This is a genomic window from Micromonospora sp. Llam0 (assembly GCF_003751085.1).
Taxonomy (GTDB): domain Bacteria; phylum Actinomycetota; class Actinomycetes; order Mycobacteriales; family Micromonosporaceae; genus Micromonospora_E.
The window spans coordinates 1,899,343-1,922,820 of sequence record NZ_RJJY01000002.1 but is presented as its reverse complement, the minus strand read 5'-3'; the positions used below and the strand labels follow the sequence as shown (position 1 = coordinate 1,922,820).

The 23,478-nt window shown below is 68.2% G+C and carries 19 protein-coding genes, 1 tRNA gene and 1 pseudogene; 13 read left to right on the top strand and 8 right to left on the bottom strand.

Features of this window, described 5'->3' with window-relative positions:
- Positions 1 to 69: 69 nt before the first annotated feature.
- The 3 genes from EDC02_RS35975 to EDC02_RS35965 all read right to left on the bottom strand — a co-directional run bounded on the left by EDC02_RS35975 (position 70) and on the right by EDC02_RS35965 (position 2,584).
- A complete protein-coding gene (locus EDC02_RS35975) occupies positions 70 to 1,842 on the bottom strand; it encodes a hypothetical protein (protein WP_123606566.1) in 1,773 nt (590 codons plus the stop codon).
- The gene (locus tag EDC02_RS35970) at positions 1,839 to 2,237 is read right to left on the bottom strand and encodes a DivIVA domain-containing protein (protein WP_123606565.1); all 399 of its coding nucleotides are present in this window, start codon (positions 2,235 to 2,237) and stop codon (positions 1,839 to 1,841) included. Before EDC02_RS35970 ends, EDC02_RS35975 begins: the two co-directional genes overlap by 4 nt.
- Positions 2,238 to 2,326: 89 nt before the next feature.
- Positions 2,327 to 2,584, bottom strand: coding sequence for a hypothetical protein (locus EDC02_RS35965; RefSeq protein WP_123606564.1), 258 nt, complete (start codon positions 2,582 to 2,584; stop codon positions 2,327 to 2,329).
- 715 nt (positions 2,585 to 3,299) lie between these two features.
- Here EDC02_RS35965 and EDC02_RS35960 point away from each other — a divergent pair.
- From EDC02_RS35960 to EDC02_RS35945, 4 genes are all read left to right on the top strand, one after another.
- Positions 3,300 to 4,616, top strand: a complete 1,317-nt coding sequence (locus EDC02_RS35960) for an IS4 family transposase (protein ID WP_233605980.1) — start codon at positions 3,300 to 3,302, stop codon at positions 4,614 to 4,616.
- 204 nt (positions 4,617 to 4,820) lie between these two features.
- On the top strand, positions 4,821 to 6,131 hold the full coding sequence (locus EDC02_RS35955; protein WP_233606615.1) for a DNA-binding protein: 1,311 nt from the start codon (positions 4,821 to 4,823) through the stop codon (positions 6,129 to 6,131).
- Positions 6,128 to 6,682, top strand: coding sequence for an NUDIX hydrolase (locus tag EDC02_RS35950; protein ID WP_123606563.1), 555 nt, complete (start codon positions 6,128 to 6,130; stop codon positions 6,680 to 6,682). Before EDC02_RS35955 ends, EDC02_RS35950 begins: the two co-directional genes overlap by 4 nt.
- A 114-nt stretch (positions 6,683 to 6,796) precedes the next feature.
- Entirely contained in the window at positions 6,797 to 7,018 is a 222-nt protein-coding gene (locus EDC02_RS35945) for a winged helix-turn-helix domain-containing protein (protein WP_123606562.1), read from the top strand.
- 104 nt (positions 7,019 to 7,122) lie between these two features.
- Here EDC02_RS35945 and EDC02_RS35940 read toward each other — a convergent pair.
- Positions 7,123 to 7,341, bottom strand: a pseudogene (locus EDC02_RS35940) (IS256 family transposase); the annotation flags it as partial.
- Between the two features lie 702 nt (positions 7,342 to 8,043).
- On the opposite strand from EDC02_RS35940, the gene EDC02_RS35935 reads away from it, so the two are divergent.
- Both EDC02_RS35935 and EDC02_RS39940 read left to right on the top strand, forming a co-directional pair.
- Positions 8,044 to 9,227 (top strand): IS3 family transposase gene (locus EDC02_RS35935; RefSeq protein WP_123601332.1). Its coding sequence is split into 2 segments (ribosomal slippage): positions 8,044 to 8,311 and positions 8,311 to 9,227, totalling 1,185 coding nucleotides; the frame shifts between segments, so codons are not numbered across the junction.
- Complete coding sequence (locus EDC02_RS39940; RefSeq protein WP_148083771.1) at positions 9,224 to 10,075, top strand: hypothetical protein; 852 nt, start codon at positions 9,224 to 9,226, stop codon at positions 10,073 to 10,075. The genes EDC02_RS35935 and EDC02_RS39940 overlap by 4 nt, the downstream gene beginning before the upstream one ends.
- Positions 10,076 to 11,290: 1,215 nt before the next feature.
- Here EDC02_RS39940 and EDC02_RS35930 read toward each other — a convergent pair.
- From EDC02_RS35930 to EDC02_RS35920, 3 genes are all read right to left on the bottom strand, one after another.
- Entirely contained in the window at positions 11,291 to 12,097 is an 807-nt protein-coding gene (locus EDC02_RS35930) for a WecB/TagA/CpsF family glycosyltransferase (protein ID WP_123606561.1), read from the bottom strand.
- Positions 12,094 to 13,167, bottom strand: a complete 1,074-nt coding sequence (locus EDC02_RS35925; RefSeq protein WP_123606560.1) for an NAD-dependent epimerase/dehydratase family protein — start codon at positions 13,165 to 13,167, stop codon at positions 12,094 to 12,096. Before EDC02_RS35925 ends, EDC02_RS35930 begins: the two co-directional genes overlap by 4 nt.
- Positions 13,168 to 13,303: 136 nt before the next feature.
- Positions 13,304 to 13,389 (bottom strand) — tRNA-Leu (locus tag EDC02_RS35920).
- Between the two features lie 247 nt (positions 13,390 to 13,636).
- On the opposite strand from EDC02_RS35920, the gene EDC02_RS35915 reads away from it, so the two are divergent.
- The 7 genes from EDC02_RS35915 to pknB all read left to right on the top strand — a co-directional run bounded on the left by EDC02_RS35915 (position 13,637) and on the right by pknB (position 22,781).
- Entirely contained in the window at positions 13,637 to 14,440 is an 804-nt protein-coding gene (locus EDC02_RS35915) for a DUF3662 and FHA domain-containing protein (RefSeq protein ID WP_123606559.1), read from the top strand.
- 2 nt (positions 14,441 to 14,442) lie between these two features.
- Positions 14,443 to 14,925, top strand: coding sequence for an FHA domain-containing protein (locus EDC02_RS35910; protein WP_123606558.1), 483 nt, complete (start codon positions 14,443 to 14,445; stop codon positions 14,923 to 14,925).
- The gene (locus tag EDC02_RS35905; RefSeq protein ID WP_123606557.1) at positions 14,922 to 16,403 is read left to right on the top strand and encodes a PP2C family serine/threonine-protein phosphatase; all 1,482 of its coding nucleotides are present in this window, start codon (positions 14,922 to 14,924) and stop codon (positions 16,401 to 16,403) included. The genes EDC02_RS35910 and EDC02_RS35905 overlap by 4 nt, the downstream gene beginning before the upstream one ends.
- 73 nt (positions 16,404 to 16,476) lie before the next feature.
- The gene (locus tag EDC02_RS35900) at positions 16,477 to 17,919 is read left to right on the top strand and encodes an FtsW/RodA/SpoVE family cell cycle protein (RefSeq protein ID WP_123607420.1); all 1,443 of its coding nucleotides are present in this window, start codon (positions 16,477 to 16,479) and stop codon (positions 17,917 to 17,919) included.
- Positions 17,916 to 19,424 carry a penicillin-binding transpeptidase domain-containing protein gene (locus tag EDC02_RS35895; protein WP_123606556.1) on the top strand — a complete coding sequence of 503 codons (1,509 nt, stop codon included), beginning with the start codon at positions 17,916 to 17,918 and terminating at the stop codon, positions 19,422 to 19,424. The genes EDC02_RS35900 and EDC02_RS35895 overlap by 4 nt, the downstream gene beginning before the upstream one ends.
- A 1-nt stretch (position 19,425) precedes the next feature.
- Positions 19,426 to 20,940, top strand: a complete 1,515-nt coding sequence (locus tag EDC02_RS35890) for a serine/threonine-protein kinase (protein WP_123606555.1) — start codon at positions 19,426 to 19,428, stop codon at positions 20,938 to 20,940.
- The gene (gene pknB / locus EDC02_RS35885; RefSeq protein ID WP_123606554.1) at positions 20,937 to 22,781 is read left to right on the top strand and encodes a Stk1 family PASTA domain-containing Ser/Thr kinase; all 1,845 of its coding nucleotides are present in this window, start codon (positions 20,937 to 20,939) and stop codon (positions 22,779 to 22,781) included. The genes EDC02_RS35890 and pknB overlap by 4 nt, the downstream gene beginning before the upstream one ends.
- A gap of 35 nt (positions 22,782 to 22,816) precedes the next feature.
- Here pknB and EDC02_RS35880 read toward each other — a convergent pair whose 3' ends face one another.
- The gene (locus EDC02_RS35880; RefSeq protein ID WP_123606553.1) at positions 22,817 to 23,467 is read right to left on the bottom strand and encodes an aminodeoxychorismate/anthranilate synthase component II; all 651 of its coding nucleotides are present in this window, start codon (positions 23,465 to 23,467) and stop codon (positions 22,817 to 22,819) included.
- Between the last annotated feature and the right edge of the window lie 11 nt (positions 23,468 to 23,478).

The window sequence follows — 23,478 nt, the reverse complement described above, 5'->3', positions numbered from 1 at the left end:
GTGTATCTGAAGTAGTTCAGATCAACGCAGTGATGCGGAACCCGGACCGCCGAACGGCCAATGGTGGGATCAGCAGCTTGTGGTGTGGGTCCCGTCGGGGTGGATGCGGACGGTGGCGGGGGTGCCGGGGTGGCTGGCGGCTTGGTGGCGTACCTCGGTGATGAAGCTGGTGGTGTCGGGTGCTGGGCCGGCGGTCGCGGGCCGGCGGGGGACGGACATGGGCTTTTCGGGGTCGGTAGGGATGGTCGCGCGCAGCGCGCCGTAGAGGTAGCGGTGGCAGAGGGCGACAGCTTCGGGCAGGGCGGCGCTGGTGGGGACCGGGTCGACGGTCGGCGGGGTGGCCGGGTCGGCGACCTGGACCGACCAGGTGTGGCCCTGCATCAGCTCCGGCCGGCCGGTGCTGTGGCGGTGGTTGACGGCGGTGACGTCGAGGGCGAGACCGAGTCCGGTGACGAGTCGGGCCAGCTGGTCGAGGGTAGGGCCGGGCCAGTTGGTGGCGCGGGCGATGATGCGGGCGCCATCGTGGGCAGCGGCGGCTTCGGCGAGGTACGCGGCGAGCGGGTCGCGGCCGTGGTGGATCTGGCTGACCCCGTTGCGCAGGTGCTGGTCGATGACGTGTTCGCCGTCGATGTCGGTCAGGTCGGTGGGCTGTACGCCGAACTCGGCGGCGAGGGAGCCGATCCGGTAGTGCTCGGGGAGCTGCCACACGCTGGTGCCGGACGCCTGGTCGGTGTGCACCAGCGTTGGCGAGGTCGGGCCGTCATCGGGTCGCCAGTTGCGGTGCACGGTGCGGCCGCGCAGGTCGGTGACGGTGACGACGGCGCCGTGGCGGACCCGGCGGGTGCCGTAGCAGTCGGTGCAGTACGGCGGATCTGCCACATTGGTGCATTGTGGGCAGGGATGGGTGGGGATCGGCTCGCCCCAGTATCTCGGCGCTGGCGGCTCCCAGCCGCGCCGGAACCTGCCGCCGACCCCGCCCGGTTCGGTGTCGTCGGGTCGCAGGCTGGTGTGCCACCAGTGCCGGTTCCGCCAGATCGCCTGCGCGCCGCCGTGCTGCTCGGCGTCGGCGATCATGCGTCGTTCGAGTTGGTCGAGGTCATGGCCGCCGGGGTGACCGTCGAGCCCGACCGGCACCGGGTGCGGGGTGAGGGCAGCCTCGGTGAGGTAGTGGGCGGGCAGGTTCCAGTCGGCGACGGCCAGCCCGGACGCGGCCCGTTCCGGGCTGATTGAGGTGATCGCCGCCGGTAGGTGGGCTACCCAGCGGTGCGGGTAGTCGGGCACTTTCCCGCCGGCGAGTTCGTACCGGATGTCCCAGCTCAGCCCGCTCGGGGTCGACGCTGGTCGGGCTTCGAGGATCAGGTCGACGTGAAGTTGGTCGGCGAGCGCGCACAGCCGGCCGAGCAGCCGGGCCGGGTCGCCCGGTGGCGGCGGATCGCTGCTGCGGCCGATCAGGACCAGCCACGGCGCGGTGAGCCGGTTGGCGAGCGCCGACGCCTCCCACCGGTGGCGGTCCCGCTCCGGTGCACCGGGCTGCCACTGGATCGGCAGGGTCAGGCCGGACGACGGGAGCCGGCCGGGTTCGTCGGGGAAGTCCGGGTCGCACAGTGTCGCGGCGGCGACGCCGGCGCGGGTGGCGAGGTCGGTGACGATCGGCGCGTACGGCAGCCACCAGGTGCCGTTTGGTGTCGGTAGCGGCGTGAACGATCCCGGCACGAGGTTGGTCGACGCCACCTGCCCGGTGTCGAGGTTTGCGACGGTGACGACGAGCTGCGCCCGCCGCCGCTCGGACCCGAACCCGACGACGCGGACTGGCCCGGCCGGCACTCCGTTGACCCCGGTCATCCGGTCACCCCCGTCCCTGCCTGGAACTGTTGGAACTGCTGTGACTGCCAGTCCCGCAACGCCTGCTTGACCCGCACGTTTTCGTCCTGGGTCGAGCGCAGCTCGGCGCGCAGGGCGGTCAGCTCGTCGGCGACTAGGTGCAGGAAGGTGCGTACCTCGGTGGGGTCGCAGCCGCGCCGGACGCGGTCGCCGAACCGGCGGTCGCGGACCAGGCCGGGGCTGATCGACGGCCGCACCGGCCTGCCGTACAGGTGACCGACGTTGTTCGGTGCCCGCCGCACCGGCGGACGCGGCGTCGGTGTGCGCCGGTTGTGGTGGGCGATCTCGGCGAGCAACCGCCGGTTGCGCCGGCTCCGCACCGGCGGTCGGCGGAACAGGTCAAGGAATCTCCGCATGGCAGGGACCACCTTTCAATCGATCGAGAAACTTCAGGGGTACGGGTCGAGAGGGCGCGGATCGCGTCGCAGTTGTGCCGCCGCCCTGGTCAGCGGTGTCGGCGCGGGCGCGGTGCCCAGCGGAGACCGTCGCGCTGGACGAAGATCTCCCGCCGTTCGCGGGCTTCACCGTCGGCTGCCAACACGTACCCGGCCAGCCAAACCCAGTCCTGGTACGTCCACCGTTTGTCCACTGTCGTCACCCGGAACCGGAACCCTCGCCCAGCCGCGAACTGGACACTCGCCCGACCGTCGATGATCAACTCGTCGCCGGGGCGGGGATCGGCCGGAGACCGGTCGGCCGGCACGCTACCGATCAGTTGCCGGCATCATCACGCGGAGGAAGTCGAGGAGTCTACGCACGGCACCGCCTTTCAAGCTCGCAGATCGGGCACGGTCTGGGTAGAGCGGGTGGAAGGGCGGCCCGACCCCGAACGGGGGTGCGGAGGTCGGGCCGCCCGCCCTGCGCGCGCAGCCTCAATCGGCGGTACGCACACAGGGCCGCTGGGTTTGGATCTGGTGAGACATGGATCGTCCTCTCTGGTTTGGGACGTGTCCGGTCACTCGATAGTGGGGCCGCTCGGTCGTACTGGGCATGACCGCAGGCGTATACCTGCCATACATGCCGCGTATGCGGTGCAGCGCGTAGGCTGATCCCGCTCTAGAATTGCCGTACAGGACTCCGCTTCGAGGATCAGGACGATCATGGACGCGAACCGCCAGCCGCGTTACTGTCGTTGCGGAACGCGCCTTGCCCGAGACAACAAGAGCGGCCAGTGCGCGCCGTGTCAGACCAAGGCGCGCGAGTTCGCCATCCAGCCGCCGGAGTTGCCGGATGACTTCTGGTACACCGATCAGTTTCGGGACGCCTTCAGGGCGCAGCACATTGGCCCAATGCCACGTAGCCTAAGTTGATCTTGGGTTTGACCTGCGGGTTTGATGTGGACTCCTGGGCGGTGCGGCGTGGCGGGACGACCACGGCTCGGCTGACTGTTTTGATCACGGGTCATGTCGGTGGATGTGGTGGACCGTCCAGTGGTACGGCCGGATCAGGTGACGCTCGGGGTGCTGATCTCGCAGGTGTCGCGGGAGGAGGTCGACGCCGCGATCGAGGTGTGCGGGGTGCGGGAGCAGCGGTCGGACGGGAAACTGCCGGCGCACGTGAGCACCTACCTGACGTTGGGGTTGGCGTTGTTCCCCGACGATGACTACACCGAGGTCGCGACCAGGGTCACCGGGTCGTTGGACCGGTTCGGGTGCTGGGACGCGGCGTGGAGCGTGCCGACCTCGAGTGCCATCAGCCAGGCGCGGAAACGGTTGGGCCGCCGGGTGTTCGCCGAGCTGTTCGAGCGCACGTGCGGGCCGGTCGCGGGCGAGGCGGGCCCGACAGCGCCGGCGGGCGCGTTGGGGACCGCGCGGGGGTCGTTCCTACGCCGGTGGCGGCTGCTGGCGATCGACGGGTTCACCGTCGATGTGCCCGACAGCACGGCTAACGCGGCCGAGTTCGGCTACGCCGGGTCAGGGGGGAACCGTTCCGCGTTTCCGAAGGCCCGGGTCGTGGCCCTCGCGGAGTGCGGCACCCACGCCTTCGTCGCCGCCGAGATCGGCGCCTACCCGGAAGGGGAGAAGACCCTCGCGCAGCGGCTGTACCCACGGCTACGGTCCGACGAACTACTCACCGCCGACCGGGGGTTCTACTCCTGGCAGGCGTGGGACACCGCCGCCGCGACCGGCGCCGCGCTGCTGTGGCGGGCCCCGACCCAGCTCGACCTGCCCGTGGTCAAGATCCTGTCCGACGGCACCTATCTCACCGTCCTGATCAAACCGACCGTCCGTGGCGGTCGACGGGAACGACTGCTCGCGGCCGCCCGCGCCGGAGCTGACCTGACCGACATCAACAGCGTTCCCGACGCGTTCGACGACCGGGGCCTGCCGGTCGTCCACCTCGCCCGGGTGGTCGAGTACGACATTCCCGACCGCGTCGGCGACGGCACCGGCGAGTTGATCGCCCTGATCACCACCATCGTCGACCCCGCCGACGCCCACGCCGACGAACTAGCTGGCGGCTACCACGAGCGGTGGGAGGAGGAAACCGCCAACGACCAGCTCAAAACCCACCTCCGTGGTCCCGGACGGGTGCTGCGGTCCCGTCTGCCGGACCTGGCCCATCAGGAGATCTGGGCCTACCTGATCGTCCACCACGCGATCAGCGCGCTGACAGCGAAAGCGTCCGCCGCCGCCGACCTCGATCCGGACAGGATCTCCTTCACCAGAGCCCTGCGCCTGATCCGCCGCACCGCCACCGGCACGGCGGACATTCCCCCCTCAGGACTGGGCTGACCAGCTACCGACCCACCTCGCCCGGATCGCCGCTCTCCTGATCCCCACCCGACGCGAACGCACCTGCCCCCGCGCGGTCAAACGCGCCCGCCACAACCAGTACCGGGTCAAGAAACCCCACGAACCGGCCAGCATCCGCCACCAGCGTCCACCGACCATCCACATCCATCGGGTCCAGCCACCATCAAGATCAACCTAGGCTACGTGGCATTGCACATTGGCCAGGTCTCGCGCGCGTATCGCAAGCACCCGAAGCACATCGCCTTCTACGGGAAAGATGGCGTTCCGCAGAGCGTCGTCGGTGGGTGGCTCGGCCTGACGCAAGCCCAGATTAGCCGCATCGAGAACGGGCCGCCGGTTCGACACCTCGACAGCCTGACGCACTGGGTCCGTACGCTCCGGATTCCCGATCATCTATTGTGGTTCAAGCTGCCCAGCACATCGTCTGCGAGCGACGACTCTCGTATGGCCGTCACAAAGGTGGCGGCTGTACCGAGACAAGTCGTGCCGGCACCGGTCCCGCTTCAGGCTCCGCCGTTCGGACTGCCGCTGGGTGACGGCAATGGCTATGCCTCCGCGATGCAGTCGTTTCGGGCGGCGGACCGACAAGTCGGCGGCGGCCACCTCTACGCCACGGTCGTGCAGTACCTGCAAGCCGAAGTCGCACCATGCATGTTCGGAGTCGACCAGAGCAGCGATGGGCAGTTGGCGTTCACGGCCGCAGCCGCCTTGACCGAGATGGCTGGGTGGATGGCTCACGACGCCGGCCGGGACCAGGCCGCCGAACAGCACTTCGCGCGCTCACTCGAACTGGTCAAACTCGGAAACGACCGGCAGCTCGGCACGCACATCCTCGCCAGCCTGAGCCACCTCGCACAGCACCGGGGCAAGCCAACCGACGCTCTCCGGTACGCCCGGCAAGGCAGCGAGGTGCTGGCGCGTGGTCCGCGGTTGCCTGAACTCGAAGCTCGCCTCCTTGCAATGCAAGCCCGTGCCTTCGCCGCGCTGAGACAACCGGACGACTGCGCACAGCACCTCATCGAGGCAGAGCGGGTGCTTGAAGCAGAGGCGGCTGAGGAACGGTCGCCGTGGGTGAGTCACTTCGATGAAGGCTCGCTGGCCAACGAGGCAGCCCGGTGCTTGCGCCAACTCGGTGACCTAGGTCAGGCGAAACGGCAGGCCGAGCGAGTCGTCCAACTGCGACCGGGAGACCGGACTCGAAGCCGGGCATTCGGACAGCTTATCCTTGTGACTGTGCTCGTGGCCCAGGGCAGGCCTGAGGAGGCATGTGCCGTCGCTCAAGAGGTGCTGGACGCGACCCAGCAGCTCGGTTCCTATCTCGTCATCCAGCAACTCCTCGATCTCAGGCGCTTGCTGGAGCCGCACCGGGGTGCTCGGATGGTGGCCGAGTTCCTGAGTTGCCTTGATGAGGCGCTACGTGAGCGGGCGTGGCTATGCCAGTGGCGCACCCAGGCGGGACGTAGCGATCCATCGACGCTTGAGGAGAGATCGTGAACGCGGACGCTCCGCTGTATGAGCGTGACCCGGAGGCATGGCGGGCGTATCTGGCAGAAGGTAACTCCAAACAGCCACGCAAGCGTGTAAGTGCCGACGCGCTCATCCGGGACCGCAAGGGACAGATCCTCCTCGTCGACCCCCAGTACAAGCCGGACTGGGACATGCCCGGCGGCATGGTTGAAGCCAACGAACCGCCTCATGAGGCCGTCCGCCGCGAGCTCCGAGAAGAACTCGCCCTGGACGTGCATGTAGCCAGACTGCTGGTGGTCGATTGGGTATCACCACACGGACCCTGGGATGACCTGCTCTCGTTCATCTTCGATGGTGGCGAGCTGACCGATGAACAGATTTCCGGACTCAAGATTTCGGATACCGAGCTGTCTGCGTTCGAGTTTTGTGCGGCGGAAAAGGCACAGCAGCGGCTCCGCCCCTATGTATGGCGGCGCGTTGCCGTGGCGCTTGACGTACTAAAGAATGGCAATACTCGGTACTTGCATGACGGGCACGGGTCGCCGTTTTCGGTGACAGACCAAGGCCTTCTTGGATGAGCTACGAGTCCTCGGCACTCCAGCAGACTCGGTAGTTCAGGCACCGTCGGTCCGAGTTCAGCTGATGGAGGTTGTGCGTGTTCAAATAGTGGCAACGAATCAAGGGGATGAGCCATGCCCTCAGCGCCAGCCAATTACCGACGGATCGCGGACGAACTGACCGCGAAGATCAAAAGTGGCGAGCTACCGCCGGGCGCGAAGCTGCCCAGCACCGCCCAGCTTGCCGACCAGTACGACGTCAGCCCCGCGACCGTGTATCGCGCCGTCTCGCTCTTGCACGACCGAGCTCTCGTCGTCGGACATTCCGGTCGCGGCGTGTACGTAGCGGAGAAGTAGCGGGGTGAACGACCCGGCCCGGTCCCGGGGGACCTGGATCCGCGCACCGGCCCGACCTCGGTCCGCACCGTCTTCGCCCCGTGGCTGTTACGGATGTTGACCCGCCTGCCGGTGGCCTCGTCGACACCGGCGTCGTCGAGGTGGGCGTCCAACTCGGCGTCCAGCGCTGATTCCAGGACGGTGCGGGTGATCCCGGCGAGGAGCCCACCCGGTCCGACCAACGAGACTCCGTCGGCCTTGGCCCGCTCGACCAGTTGCTGGGCGAACTCCCGCTCCGCTGCCGACGGCTCCGGAAGCTGAACTGGATTCTTCTTGTCTGCCATGACGTGGTCCTTCCTGGACAGGATCGACGTCCTGTCCAACGGACCACACCCAGGTCAAACACGGAAATCTACGCAGTCCCGCGCCTCGGCTACGACGGCGGACACCCACGCCATGATCAACTAGTGCGGCTGCTTTGCAGCACGCTTACCGCTGCATTGTCAACCCTGGCGCGTTGCCCGGCGTCCACCAACGGTGGACTCGCGTTGTTTGCGGGAACGTTCCTGTTCTCCTACGGTCGTGGGCATCCAGATCGAAGTCCCGCAGGGGATTTGCTTTATGCACAAGGACCTAAGAAGGAAGGAGCTCCGATATGTCCAGTCGCCCGAACGCTCCGAGTCAAAGCTCGGACGATGTAGCACCCAAAAGCATTCCAGATGAATCACCGAGGACGGACAATGAACACGCGCGCCAGTCAAGGTCCACGAGTCGGCGGCGTTATCTACTGGCCGTCGCCGCTGCCGTAAACTTTGCCCGCCTCGTTGTTGACGTCCTTGGCTGGAAAGGATGAGTTTACCATGGAGTATCGAGAATCGAACACCGACAGCAACAAACAGGGTACCGACCAATCTTGGATCGGTGAGTCATGCGTAGCGTGGCTGTGGCCGCACACCCTAGGTAATAGCCGGTTTGAGGTGCCCCGAGGATTCCGGACAGGGAGCCAATAAGGTTACCCTGTAAGGAAAGTCGAGGGAAGAAGCGCGATGGCACGCATAAGCTCATACACCCCAGAGTTCCGTGAAGAAGCAGTGCAACTCGTTCTACAGTCGAACAAGCCAGTGTCGCAGGTTGCCCGGGAGATCGACGTTCATCCGGAGACGCTGCGTTCCTGGGTCCGCCAGTACCGGCGGGAAAACAGCGGCGCCCAGAACAGCCCACAGATCGGCGTCGACGAGCGCGCTCGACTGAAGGAACTCGAACGCCGCAACCGGGAACTCGAAATGGAGAACAGCTTCCTGAAAAAAGCCGCGGCGTACTTCGCGAAGGACCCTCGGTAACGAGCTTGTACGAGTTCATCGAGACGATGCGACTCGACACCGCGAAGTACGCCTACCCCGTCGACTTCATGTGCGAACAACTCGGCGTGTCCAGGTCCGGGTACTACGAATGGCGAACCCGGCCCGACTCCGCGACCGCCACCCGCCGCGCCCACCTTCGATCGGCCATCGAGGAGGTGTTCGCCGCGTCTGACGGCACCTACGGGCATCGACGTGTCCACGCGCAACTGCGGCGCCAGGGCGTGTCCGCCGGGCCGGAACTCGTCCGCCAGCTGATGCGCGAGCTCGGGCTCGTGCCGTGCCAGCCCCGCCCGAGGCGGTGGGGACTCACCCAGTCGTCGTCCGGCACGGTGCCTGACCTCGTCGGCCGGGAGTTCACCGCCGACGCGCCTGGGGAGAAGCTCGTCGGCGACATCACGTACATCCCGACCGGCGAGGGGTGGCTGTATCTGGCGACCGTCATCGACTGCTGCACGAAGGAAGTCATCGGGTACGCGATGGACGACCACTACCAGACGCCGTTGATCTCCCGCGCCATCCGTAACGCCGCCCGGAATCGCGAACTCAGGAAGAACGCCATCTTTCATTCGGACCGGGGCAGCAACTACATGTCGGACGACTACGGCAGAACGCTTCGGGATCTGAGGTTGCGGCGATCCGCTGGCCGGACCGGAATTTGTTTCGACAATGCGATGGCGGAATCGTTCTTCGGTGCGCTGAAGAACGAACGCGTGTCGCGTGTGAAGTATCCCACGCGTGAGGCGGCGCGCCGGGACGTTACTGCCTACATCGAATTCTGGTACAATCGTCAGCGTCTGCATTCAGCGGTGGGCTACCGACCTCCCCGGGAAGTCCACGCAGAGTTCGAGAACCTTCAAATCGCGGCGTGAAAGAACCGGCCGGACCACTGTCCGGAAAACGCGAGGCCCCTCAGTCTCGCGGTGCCACTTGGGAAGAAATCGGAGTCCGTCTCGGTGGCCTTAGCAAGACAGCTACCCAAAAACGTTTCGGACAGGGCCTCCGTAAAGATGCGAGACGCCGGCTTGCCGTCGAAAAGACGGCTCACCGGCTGGCTTTCCAACTATTCCTCGACAAAATACCGGATGGCGCGCCGCGCGCACTGTCGGAAGAGGATTGGGACGCCGCACCACCTGCGGTAGCTATACCGTACGCCCTCCGGAACCTGATCAAGACACACCGGTATCTTGAGGATGCCACCGATGAACAAGGGCGGTTCGGCGTCGAAGGTTTTAGTTCCGGTTTCGATGTGCTACGCCAGTCCGTGAACATACTGTTGAGCCCGAATGCGCTCTCGACCATCGAATCCACCTGGGAAAGGATCGAAAATCGGCGTCCGTGGTACGATGAAAATCCGAATACATACTTCATTCATTGCGGATGCATGGCTTCTGCTTCCTATTTTTCTTTTTACGAGTTCATCACTTGCGAGGATTCATTTAGCGACGAAGGTTTGCATTACTATGCCCAGGGGTTACTCCAGCTCGGTGACGCCATTACGGCGGCGGTGCGACCGGAGCTTGTGTTGATCAGAGACGCTCTCGACCTAAAGGCTCAGGAGGAGGGTCACGCCGTATACGCCAGGAACGATCACGATATGTCTGCCGACGTGGGCCGACAGGTGTTCGACGCCTACTGGCGAGGCGACGAAAATGCGATGGAGCAGCTAGAAGCCCAGGTAGGGAGTAGACCGGAGCGACGCCCGACAACACGGCCGTGACCAAATATATCCGTAGTGCCACTCACGTTCATTAAGGTTAGACGTCTCCTCGCATACATGATCACCCGCATGCACGACGTCGCCAGCATTCATCGATGGCCACGATGGATGCGGCGACACCAACATAGCGTCCGTGTCGGCCACTACCAGCGAAGATTCCAGCAACGCTAAAGCGCGGCTGCCCTACGATCGTTCTTTAACTACGGTCGGTGGTGGCCGTGGCAATCCTGTGTGGATGTCGGCGTGTCCTGTCCGACACGAGGCGGCCACCGCTTGATGATCTTCCGATTCCTGACAAGAACTCGAAGACCGAAGGCGTCGTCGAGCAGCGCAGGAAAGTCACGAGGGTGGCTCTGCCGTATGTCTCCTTCCGATACACCTACACGTTCGCCTCGGACGGCCTGGAAGTGTGGTCCGACTACCACGCTCAGGTTCCGCAGTAGAGCAAAGGTTGAGGAGACCCTGGCGACCAATGGTTTCACCGCCCTCGACGTTCGAGAGGCGCCAGACCGCCCTGGGCTGGAGTACGTCTTCGTGGCGCAGCAAACACACTGAACGCACCAACTCTGAGCGAGGGACGCGCTGTCATCGGCAAATCCGGACGCCATTGGGATAGTTAGCTCAACAACACCTGTCACCCAACGCCACCGACCTGGACCTACAGCAGGTGCGCGGCCAGCCGCCGAACCCAGCCAGGGGCTGGGCGCGCCGCGCCCAGTACATGTAGCCGAGTGGGCGGTGGCAGCGAACCGTAACTCTATGCTGCGCTTGACGTGGGTCGTGTAGTGTTTCGAGCGGCGATCTGTGAGATGCGTTGGGGTGACAGCCCCAAAAGGGCACCCGCATCCCGGACGGTGTAACCGTCGCTCAGCAGAGCCCGTATAGCCGTCGCGGTCGCTTGTTCGGCCTTCTCGTCAGCGTCCCGAGCGGCCTGCCTTGCGTCCAGTGCTGCCGTGACTGTTCCGGGCAGCTCCGGACGTACCTCAACGTCTACTATGGCTGGATTGACCTCGAACAGTAGAGCGATCGCCTCGCGAGCCATGGTGGCGACCTGGTCAAGGCGGCGGGCCTGGGTGTGAAGGCCTTTGAGCTCGGACACACTGATGGCCCACCAGTTACCGACCCGCCTACAGGACACGGAATAGCTCGTCATTTCCATGAGTCCTCCCCGAGTTGGTCGTCTCGGTCGTGTTTCCGGAGCCCGATCGAGTGGGGTCAGACGGCGAAGGTGGCGGGGCGGTCGGTGGCGGGCTGCGGCGGGGTGGCCTGCCACATGCCCAGCTTCTGCGCGCCCAGCCGGCTCAGGTACGCCGGGTTGAGGATCACGTACCGGCGCCACAGCCGCTTCGGCTCCAGCCCGAGCCGCCATAGCCACTCCAGGCCGGCACGTTGCATCCATGATGGCGGCTTCCGCAGCAGGCCGGCGTGGTAGTCGAAGGCCGCGCCGACCGCCATCAGCGGCATGTCCAGCAGCGGGCGCATCGCGTACGCGAAGACCTCCTGGCGCGGGCAGCCCAGCCCGACCAGCACCAGCCGGGCCCCCGAGTCCCGGATCCGGTCGGCAATTTCCACCTCTTCGCCAGGCTGGACGGAGCGGAACTTCGACGGCTCGACCCCGGCGAGCTTCAACGCCGGGAACATCTGCTCCAGCTTCGGCACCAGCCGGTCCAGCGTTTCCTCGGTGGAGCCGTACAGGTAGACCGGCAGCCCTTCGTCGGCGCAGCGCTGCAGCACCCGCAGCGTCAGGGTCGGCCCGTAGACACGGTCTTTCAGCCCTGCTCCATGCAGCAGGTTGAGGCCCCAGCGCACCGGTTGGCCGTCCGGGGTGACCAGGTCGAACGAGTTGAGCCGGGCGTTGTGCGCCGGGTCGAGCACCCCGGTCATCACCCCGTGTACGGCGAGCGCGGTCAGCGCCAGCGGGCGGCGCTCCCGGGCGGCGTCGACCACCCGCTCGGTGGCGGCCTCGTAGTCGACGGCGTCGACCAGCACCCCGAGCAGGTTGCGTTTGCCCTGGTCGATCATTTCTGGGGCACCCACTTGTCGACGTTGGCCTGGTAGATCTCCTGCAGGATCATCGGCACGTCGTAGACCTGCTTCCAGCCAGGGTAGTCACGCTGGAAAGCGGCGTTCGAGCCGATCCACCACTGGTGGTCGCCGACCCGGTTCGCCTCCTGATATTCGGTGATCATCTGCTGGCCGGTGATCTGCTCGGCCAGGGCGAACGCCTCCAGGTGCGAACAGTTGGAGTGCCGGCCGCCGCCGAGGTTGTAGACCGCCGCCGGGCGTGGGTCGCGGAAGAACGCCTCGAACGCGGAGACCACGTCGTGGCTGTGGATCGCGTCGCGGACCATTTTGCCGCCGTACCCGAAGATCTTGTAGGTCCGCCGCTCCATGTTGCAGCGCATCAGGTAGCCGAGGAAGCCGTGCAGCTCGGTCGCCGAGTGCGCCGGGCCGGTCAGCGTGCCGCCCCGGAAGCAGGCGGTACGGATACCGAAGTAGCGGCCGTACTCCTGCACCATGATGTCGGCGGCGACCTTCGACGCGCCGAAGACCGAGTGCAGGCAGGCGTCGATCGACATGTCCTCGGTGATCCCACCGGCGTACGGGTGGTCCGGGGCGATCTCCCAGCGGGTCTCCTGCTCGATCAGCGGCAGGCTGTTCGGCCGGTCGCCGTACACCTTGTTGGTGGAGCAGTGGATCACCGGCGCCTGCGGGCAGTGTTCCCGGACGTTCTGCAGCACGTTGAGGGTGCCGCCGGCGTTGACGTCGAAGTCGGTGAACGGGTCGCGGACCGCCCAGTCGTGCGACGGCTGCGCGGCGGTGTGGATCACCACGGCGATGTCCCGGCCGTACCGCCGGAACAGGCCCGCCAGTGCGTCGCGGTCGCGGATGTCGACCGCTTCATGGGTGTACGCCGCGCCGAGGTCACGCCGCAGCGTCTCGACGTTCCAGGCGGTGGACGCCTCGGGGCCGAAGAACTCGCGGCGCATGTCGTTGTCGATGCCCACCACGTCCAGGCCGAGTCCGGCGAAGTGCCGGGCCGCCTCCGATCCGATCAGACCGCCGGAACCGGTAACCAACGCGACGCTCACACGACACTCCTGAGCTGGGGGGTGGAGTAAACGGTCAACAGGATATCCGGGTGATATGTGAAGAAGGCCCCGCCGTCGGGCGGAGCCTTCTTGATCGTTGCTAGCTGGTCCGGGCGGCTAACACCGCCCGGCCTGCTGGTGGGGAAGGGGGGAGTTGAACCCCCACGCCCTTTCGGGCACACGGACCTGAACCGTGCGCGTCTGCCATTCCGCCACTTCCCCGGATGCTGTCCGGGACAGTCGGTAGAAGACTAACCCGGCCGGTCCTTCCCGATCCCGGTGGGGGTGTCGGTCGGGGCCACCCGCTGGCAGGTGCCGGGACATACTACGCTGTCCCTGGTCGCCCCGAGCTTGATATCGCCCGCGACGCCTGGCGAAGAGTAGCACGGGGCGGGTCGGTCGTTCGGGACAGGCCGGGAGCGGTGGTCGATCGGCGTGCGGGTGGCACGGGCGACGGCCGGATACCATCATGTCCTCGGAACCCGAGGAGGAGCCGGTGAGCGTGCTGCAACGCTTCGAGAAGCGTCTGGAAGGCCTAGTCGAAGGGGCCTTCGCCAAGGTGTTCAAGGGTGTCGTGCACCCGGTGGAGATCCTCAACGCGATGCAGCGGGAGGCTGAGGCCCACAAGGCGATCCTGGCTGGTGGGCGCACGCTGGTGCCCAACCGCTACGTGATCGATCTCTCGCCGTACGACCACAGCCGGCTGGCTCCGTACGCGGCGGCTCTGGCCCAGGAGCTCGCCCAGTCGCAGGCGGAGTTCATCGGTGAGCAGGCCTGGACGGTCTACGGCGACGTGATCGTCGAGATCGAGCGCGGCGACGGGCTGGACACCGGCATGTTCCGGGTGACCGCCGAGGTGTTCACCGGCGGCGACGTCGCGCCGGTGCAGCAGCCCGGGTACGACATGCCCGGCGGTGGTCAGGGCGGCTATCCGCCGTACGACCAGCAGGGCGGTGGGTACGGTCAACCGCCGCACTCGCCGGCCGGTGCCCGCAACGTACGGCTGGTCTCGGGTGACGGGCGGACCTATCCGCTGCAGATGGGTTCGACCGTGATCGGCCGGGGTGACCAGGCCAATCTGCGACTGCCGGACGTGGGGATCTCCCGCCGACACGCCCGGCTCGACTTCGATGGCGCCCAGGTGGTGCTGACCGATCTAGGGTCGACCAACGGGACCATGGTCAACGGGCAGCGGGTCTCCGCGGTGGCCCTGAACCCCGGTGACATGATCCAGCTCGGGACGACCACGCTCACGTTCCGAGTGGATGGCTAACCTTGCCCGAATTCGTCGTTGCCGTCGCCCGGGTCGGCTTCATCGTCCTGCTGTGGATCTTCGTGTTCACGGTGGTGGGGGTGATCCGTCGGGATCTGTTCGCCGGTGCCCGGTCCAGCCGCCTGGTCGCGGCTCCGCGCGGGGTCAGCAGCAGTACGGCACCGGCCCGGCCGGCCAAGGTCAAACGGGGGCGGGCCGCTCATCAGCTCGTAGTGACCGCAGGTCAGCTGGCCGGGACCAAAATTACTTTGGGTGAGTCTCCGATCACGATAGGTCGGGCGGAGGACTCTACCCTGGTCATCACCGATGACTACGCCTCGGCGCGACACGCCCGGCTCATGCCCCGGGACGGCCAATGGTTCATCGAAGACATGGGTTCCACTAACGGGACCTACCTGGACCGCGCTAAGGTCACCGGACCTACCCCCGTACCCCTCGCCGTGCCGATCCGGATCGGCCGCACATCTCTTGAGTTACGGCCATGACTCTGACCCTGCGCTATGCCGCCCACAGTGACCGCGGACTGATCCGTGACGGAAACCAGGACTCCGTCTACGCCGGGCCGCGGCTGCTCGCCGTGGCCGACGGCATGGGCGGGATGGCCGCCGGTGACGTCGCCAGCAACCTTGTCATCGGGGCACTGGCCCCGCTCGACGAGGACGTCCCCGGCGACGCCATGGTCGACGCCCTACGCGGCGCCGTCGGCCTGGCCAACCAGCACCTGCGGGACACCGTCGACGCCAACCCCCATCTGGAGGGAATGGGCACCACGCTGACCGCGACGCTCTTCTCCGGCAGCAAGATCGGCATGGTGCACATCGGCGACTCCCGGGCGTACCTGCTGCGCAACGGGGAGTTCGCGCAGATCACCAAGGACGACACCTACGTCCAGATGCTGGTCGACGAGGGCCGGATCAGCGCCGAGGAGGCCAGCAGCCACCCCCAGCGGTCGCTGCTGACCCGGGCGCTGGACGGCCGGGACATCGACCCGGAGTACTCGGTACGCCAGGTCGTCGCGGGCGACCGCTACCTGATCTGCAGTGACGGGCTGTCCGGCGTGGTCAGCCCGGACACCATCGCCGAGACGCTGCGCGAGTACACCGATCCGGGCAAGTGCGTCGAACGCCTGGTCCAGTTGGCGCTGCGCGGCGGCGGCCCGGACAACATCACCGTCGTCGTGGCCGACGCCACCGACCAGAGCATCCACGAGCAGGCGCCGATCGTCGGCGGTGCCGCCGCCCGCGACCGGGGCATGGCCACCGCCGCCGACGACTCCACCCCGGCCGCCCGGGCCTCCGCGCTGTCCGCGCCCCGGGCCGCCGCGCCGGAGCCGGTCGCCGCCGCTGCCGCGTCGGACGACGACCCGCAACGCCCCCGCCGCCGGCCGCTGCGCGCGGCGATCGTGCTGGTCGTGCTGGTCGGCATCCTCGGCGGCGGGGTCTGGGCCGGCTGGGCCTACACCCAACGGCAGTACTACGTCGGCGCCACCGGCGACGGTCAACTGGCGATCTTCCAGGGCATGCCGGGCGAGGTGGCCGGCGTCAGCCTCTCCACCGTGCACCAGACCAGCGACCTCGCCCTGGACGACCTGACCACCGTCGCCCAGGACCGGGTCAAGCGCGGCATCCACGCGGGCAGCGAAGCCGAGGCGCAGCGGCACCTGCTGGAACTTACCCGGGACGACCCGGGCAATCCCAACCTGAAGCCGATCTGCCCGCCGACGCCCACCCCGACCCCCACGCCCACCCCGACGCCCACGCCGTCGTCGGAGGTCGACGCGACCGGTTCGCCGGGTGCCGCGCCCGACGGTCTCGTCTCCGGATCACCGACCGGCTCGGCGAACAGCCCGTCACCGGGCGGCACCCCGAGCCCCTCCGGTGCCCCGGAGAGCTCCCCGGACGCCCCACCGGTCGAGCCGGTCCCGCCGGTCACCAACCCGGCCGGTTGCCGGACGGTCGGCTGAGGCCGGCGAGCGAGGTGAAGGAAACCCAGTGACCGCTTCAGTCGGACCCGCCCCGCCGGCCATCACCGGTGAGATGCCGCGGATCCGCCCCATCAGGACGCGGCGAAACGCCGAACTCGGCCTGTTGGCCCTCGCGCTCGCCGTGGTCGCGCTCTACTCGGCTGCGGCCGAAGCAGCCGTGCTCGGCACCATCCGGCCCGGCTTCTGGGTGCCGACCGCCGTGGTCGGCGCGGTCTTCGTCGGCCTGCACCTGGTCATCCGGTTCTTCGCCCCGCACGCCGACCCGGCCCTGCTGCCGGCGGTGGCCCTGCTCAACGGCATCGGCGTCGGTTTCCTGCGCCGCTACGACCTGGCGCAGGTGGCCGTTGCCGAACGGATCGACTACCCGATCTTCGCCGGCACCGGCGGGCGGCAACTGGCCTGGACCCTGGCCGCCGTGGTGCTCGCCGCCGGGCTGCTCATCCTGGTCCGTGACCACCAGGTCGTCGCCCGGTACGCGTACACCCTCGGGCTGGCCGGAATCGTGCTGGTGATGATCCCGGCGGTGCTGCCGGCGCGGTACTCCGAGGTCAACGGCGCCAAACTGTGGATCATGATCGGCGGCTTCTCCATCCAGCCCGGCGAGTTCGCCAAGCTGGCCCTGCTGTCGTTCTTCGCGTACTACCTGGTCCGCAAGCGGGAAGTGCTGTCGCTGGCCAGCCGGCGGGTGCTCGGGATCGACTTCCCCCGGGGCCGGGACCTCGGCCCGGTGCTGGTGGTCTGGCTGCTCAGCGTCCTGGTCCTGGTCTTCCAGAAGGACCTCGGGACGTCGCTGCTCTACTTCGGCATGTTCGTGGTGACGCTGTACGTCGCCACCGAACGGGTCAGCTGGCTGATCATCGGTCTGCTGCTGTTCTTCGGCGGGGCGTTCCTGGCGTACCACCTGGGCAACATCGTCGGCGGCCCGTTCGCCAACTTCTACCAGCGGGCGAACATCTGGCTCGACCCGTTCTCCGACCCGTACAACGACGGTTATCAACTGGTCCAGGGCCTGCTCGGGCTCGGCACCGGCGGGCTGTTCGGCGCCGGACCCGGCGGCGGCCAGCCGCTGAAGGTGCCGGAGGTGCACAACGACTTCATCTTCGCCGGCCTCGGCGAGGAGATCGGCCTGTTCGGGCTCTCCGCGCTGCTGGTCGTCTACCTGCTGGTCGCCGAGCGCGGGCTGCGGGCCGGCCTGGCGGTACGCGACTCGTTCGGCAAGCTGCTCGCCGGTGGCCTGGCGTTCACCCTCTCCCTGCAGGTCTTCGTGATCGTCGGCGGGATCAGCGGGCTGATCCCGCTGACCGGCCAGACCACCCCGTTCCTGTCCGCCGGCGGCTCGTCGCTGATGGCGAACTGGCTGCTGGTGGCGATGCTGCTGCGGATCTCCGACGCCGGCCGCCGGCCGGTGGTGGGCGCCGAGCCCCGGCCGCCCGGTACGCCGGCCGGACCACCTGCCCAGCTGCACGGCGCGCCGACGGAGGTGATCCGCCGATGAACGCCCCACTGCGCCGGGTCGGCATGGTCATCATGGTTCTGTTCGGCCTGCTCTTCGTGAACCTCAACTGGGTCCAGGGCTACAAGGCCGAGGAGTACCGCACCAGCGACTACAACGGCCGGGTGCAGGTAGCCGAGTACGACCGGCAACGCGGCAACATCGAAGCCGGCGCCCGGGCCCTGGCCACCAGCACCCCGACCGACGGCGAGCTGCAGTACCTGCGGACCTACCCGGACAACGAGCTCTACGCGCACGTGATCGGCTACAAGCCGGTCAACCTGGCCGCCACCGGCGTGGAGAAGGCCGAGAACGAGTTCCTCGCCGGCACCAGCGACCAACTCTTCGCCGACCGGGTCCGGGACCTGTTCACCGGCGAGGAGACCGGCGGCGGGAACGTGCTGCTCACCATCAACCGGCGGGCGCAGGAGACCGCGTACCGGCAGTTGCTGGAGAACCGGGTCGGCGTCGACGTGGGCGCGGCGGTCGCGGTCGATCCGCGTACCGGCGCGCTGCAGGCCCTGGTGTCGCTGCCTAGCTTCGATCCGAACCCGCTGGCCAGCCACGACACCGGGGCGGCCCAGGAGGCCTTCAACGAGCTGGACAGCGACCCGAACCGCCCGCTGAACAACCGGGCCCTCGGCGAGGTGCTGCCGCCTGGCTCCACCTTCAAGGTCGTCGTCGCGGCGGCGGCCCTGGAGAACGGCACCACCGTCGAGACGCCGATCTCCGCCGGCCCGGTCTACCGGCATCCCGACTCCGGCACCGACATCCGCAACGCCGTCGACTCCATCTGCCCCCAGGACGAGGTCACCCTGATCACCGCCCTGACCGACTCGTGCAACACCGGCTTCGCCAAGCTGGGCGTGGAGCTCGGCGCCGAGGTGGTCAAGGCCAAGGCCCGCGACTTCGGCTTCGAGGACGAGGAGCTGGTCGTCGGCCGGACCAGCGGCGACGACGGCCTGCCGGTCGCGGCCAGCCGGACCGGCGACATCACGAACCCGGACGGCAGCGAGGACGGCGCGGCGCTGGCCCAGTCGTCGATCGGCCAGAACAACGTCCGGATGACCCCGCTGGAAGGCGCGATGATCGCGGCGGCGGTGGCCAACGGCGGCAGTCAGATGCGTCCGTACGTGATCCAGCAGCTGCTGCACGCCGACCGGACCAGCAGCTACTACACCGCGGACCCGCGGGAGCTGCGCCAGTCGGTGAGCGGGTCGGTCGCCGCCGACCTGCAGGAGATGATGGTCAGCGTGGTGCGCAACGGCACCGGCCGCAACGCCCGGATCGACGGGTACACCGTCGGCGGCAAGACCGGCACCGCGCAGGCCGGCGAGGGCGACGAGGACCACGGGTGGTTCATCGGCTACGTGACGTCCGAGGACGGTGAGCCGATCTCGGCGGTCTGCGTACTGCTGGAAGGTGCCGGCAGCGGCGGCAGCGGGGAAGCGGCCCGGATCGCCGGGCAGATCATGCGGGCACTCGTCGCCGAGCGTGAGGGGCGATGAGATGCTGAGCTCCGGAGTCCTGCTCGGTGGCCGCTACCGGCTCGACGAGCGCATCGCCAGCGGCGGGATGGGCGACGTGTGGCGCGGCACCGACGAGGTGCTCGGCCGTACCGTCGCGGTCAAGAGCCTGCTTCCCGCGCTGCTGGAGGAGCCCGGCTTCGCCGAACGGTTCCGCGGCGAGGCCCGCACCATGGCCACCATCAACCATCCCGGCGTGGTCGACGTCTACGACTACGGCAGCGACAAGCACATCGCCTTCCTGGTGATGGAGTACGTCGAGGGCGACGCGTTGTCGCGGACCCTGTCCCGGGTCGGGCGGCTCACCCCGGCCCGCACCATGGCGCTGATCGCCCAGGCCGCCGACGCGCTGCACGCGGCCCACGAGAAGGGCATCGTGCACCGCGACGTCAAGCCGGGCAACCTGCTGGTACGACCCAACGGCACGCTGGTGCTGACCGACTTCGGCATCGCCCGCTCGGAGATCGTCGGCCAGTTGACCGCCGCCGGCTCGGTGCTCGGCACCGCCTCCTACATCTCCCCGGAGCAGGCGTCCGGTTCGGTCGCGACGCCGGCTTCCGACGTGTACGCGCTCGGCGTGGTCGCCTACCAGTGTCTGTCCGGTCGGCGGCCGTTCGAGGGCGACAATCCGCTGGAAATCGCCATGAAGCACGTGCGTGAGGTGCCGCGCGCGCTGCCGTCGGACATCCCACCTGTGGTCCGCAGCTTCGTCGAGCGCGCGCTCGCCAAGGATCCTTCGGCACGCTGGCAGACCGCCGCCACGATGGCCGCCGTCTCCCGGCAGGCCGCCACCACACTCGCCGGCCAGGCCCGGCCACCGGCCGGGCCGCCCCGACCACCACACGCCCAGCAGCATCCGGGCCAGCAGCATCCGGGCCAGCACCCGGCCGCGCCCCGGCCCACCTCGGCGGCGCCGGTCTCGCCGATGGCGTCCGGCCCCGCACCCATGTCTCCCGGGCCGATGTCTCCCGGGCCGATGTCGCCGGGGCCGATGCACCCCGGCTCGGTGCCGCCCAATTCGGTGCCGCCCGGTCAGCGGCCGCCGCCGGGGCAGCCGATGCCCGGACCACCCGGCTACCGGCCCGCCACCGCGCCGATGATGCCGGGCGGGTATCCGGCCGGATACCATCACCCTGCCACCCCGGCGCGGCAGCCCCTTCCCGCGTCGGGTCGTCCACCCAACCCGTACGGCTACAACCGGCCACCAGCCCCGCCCCAGCGGTCCGGTGGCCTGCACCGGCAAGTGTTCACCGTCCTGGCGATCATCCTCGGAGTGTTGATCGTGTTGCTCTGCACCGGGCTGGTCGCTTACCAGATCATCCAGAACGCCAGCAACTCGGCCGCCCTGGGGCAACCCGTGGTGCGATTGGTTACGGCTGAGAACCAGATGGCAGCCGGACACGTCGAAACCAGCGTGGTACCCGTACCGTCGATGGAAGCACCCGACTTGGTCCGATCCGATGACGACCAGACGAGCGAAGGACGACAAGGACGATGACCGCGCAGGCCCGCCTGCTAGGTGGCAGGTACCAGGTCGGCGAGTTGCTCGGCTACGGCGGTATGGCCGAGGTTCACCGCGGCCGTGACCTGCGGCTCGGCCGTGATGTCGCGATCAAGATGCTGCGCACCGACCTGGCCCGGGACCGGACCTTCCAGGAACGTTTCCGGCGGGAGGCGCAGAACTCCGCGTCGCTCAACCACCCGGCGATCGTCGCGGTCTACGACACCGGCGAGGAGTACGCCGCGACCGGCGAGACGCTGCCGTTCATCGTCATGGAGTTCGTCAACGGCCGCACCCTCAAGGAGGTGCTCGCCGCCGAGGGCCGGCTGCACCCGCGTCGGGCCCTGGAGTACTGCGCCGACGTCTGCGCCGCCCTGGAGTTCAGCCACCGGCACGGCATCATCCACCGGGACATCAAGCCCGGCAACGTCATGCTCACCCAGACCGACCAGGTCAAGGTGATGGACTTCGGCATCGCCCGCGCGCTGGCCAGCGGGGCGACCACGATGACCCAGACCTCGGCGGTGATCGGCACCGCGCAGTACCTCTCCCCGGAGCAGGCCCGGGGCGAGTCGGTCGACGCCCGATCCGACGTCTACGCGGCCGGCTGCGTGCTGTTCGAGCTGCTCTGCGGCCATCCGCCGTTCGTCGGGGACAGCCCGGTCAGCGTCGCCTACCAGCACGTCCGGGAGGACCCGCGGGCACCGAGCGAGATCAACCGGGACGTCACCCCGGCGATCGACGCGATCGTCTTGAAAGCGCTGGCCAAGAACCCGGTCAACCGCTATCAGAGCGCCGGCGAGATGCGCGCCGACCTGCTGCGCGCCGCCTCCGGCCGGCCGGTGCTGGCCACCCCGGTGCTGCGCGACGACGAAACCGTCGCGATGGGCGCCACCGGGCGTACCGGCTCGACCCAGCGGATTTCCGGCGGCGTCGGCGGCCCGCCGCCGAAGCGGACCTCGCCGGCGGTCATCGCCGGGCTCAGCGCGCTGGGCGTCTTCGCGGTGATCGCCCTGGCCACCGGGCTGATCTGGATGAACCAGGACCCCGACGAGCCGGTCACCGTCGATCTGCCCAACCTGGTCAACGAGCCGATCGAACAGGCCCGGCTGGCCGTCACCGACCTGCAGTTGACCTTCAATGAAACCCCCCGCGTCGACCCGAACTGCACGCTCAACACCGTCGTCGAGCAGTCGCCGGAGCCGGGTGCCGTCGAGCCGGGCACCGAGGTGGCCCTCACCGTCTGCGCCGGCCCGGGCACGGTCCAGGTGCCCGACATGGAGGGCTTCACCCGTAGCGGGGCCGAGCAGCAGCTCACCGACCTCGAACTGATCGCCGTCTTCGAAGAAGTCGACAGCTCGGCGCCGAAGGACCAGGTGGTCGAGGTGCCCAGCGCCGGCGAGATGGTGGAGGTGGGCAGCGAGGTCGAGGTGCACGTCTCGCTCAACAACCTGCGGGACATGCCGAACGTCGTCGGCTATACCGAAGCCCAGGCCGTTGCGACGCTTGAAAACCGCGGCTTCGACCCGCGGGTGATCGACGGGGAGGAAGTCGACCCGGCAGACGCCGGTATCGTCACCAGCCAGAGCCCGAACAACGGCGAGCATCGGGTCAACTCCCGGGTGGAGATCGTGGTCTCCCAGCCCCGGCAGGAGGAGCCGTCGCCGGACCCGACCGGCAGCCCGTCGCCGACCGGATCGCCTCCGACGACCAGCCCGCCACCGGGCGACGGTGACGGCGAGGGCGGTGGCGGCTCCAGCACGCCGGGTGGCGGTGGGACCGGCGGTGGGTCGGGTGGCCTGCTGCCCACCGCGACCGTCTCCCGGCTGTTCGACTGAGTCGCGGTCTGCGGTCCTAGCGGCCGGGCCCAGGCTCAGGCCGACACGAACGCGGCCCGCCGCCGGGTCTCCACCTCGGCGGCGAGTCGCGGTGCCCGCTGCCGGGCCTGCGGCAGACCGCACCCGGCCAGCCAGTTGGCCAGCATCAGATGGCCGCCCTCGGTGAGCACCGACTCGGGGTGGAACTGCACACCTTCGACCGGCAGGCTCCGGTGCCGCATCGCCATCACCACCCCGGACGCGGTACGCCCGGTGACCTCGATCTCGGCAGGCAGACTGTCCTCGCGTACCGCGAGGGAGTGGTAGCGGGTGGCGGTGAACGGGTCCGGCAGCCCGGCCAGCACCCCGACGCCCCGATGCTCGACCAGCGAGGTCTTGCCGTGCAGCAGCTCGGGAGCGCGTTCGACGACACCACCGAACGCGGCACCGATCGCCTGGTGGCCGAGGCAGACGCCGAGGATCGGCAGCTGTCCGGCGTACCGCTCGATGACCTCCAGGCAGATGCCGGCGCTGTCCGGCGCACCCGGCCCGGGGGAGAGCAGCACGCCGGCCGCGCCGAGCCGGCCGACCCCGTCGACGGAGATCTCGTCGTTGCGCCGAACGTCGCAGTCGGCACCCAGCTGGCCGAGGTACTGCACCAGGTTGAACACGAACGAGTCGTAGTTGTCGATCACCAGTACGCGCACGCGGACACCTG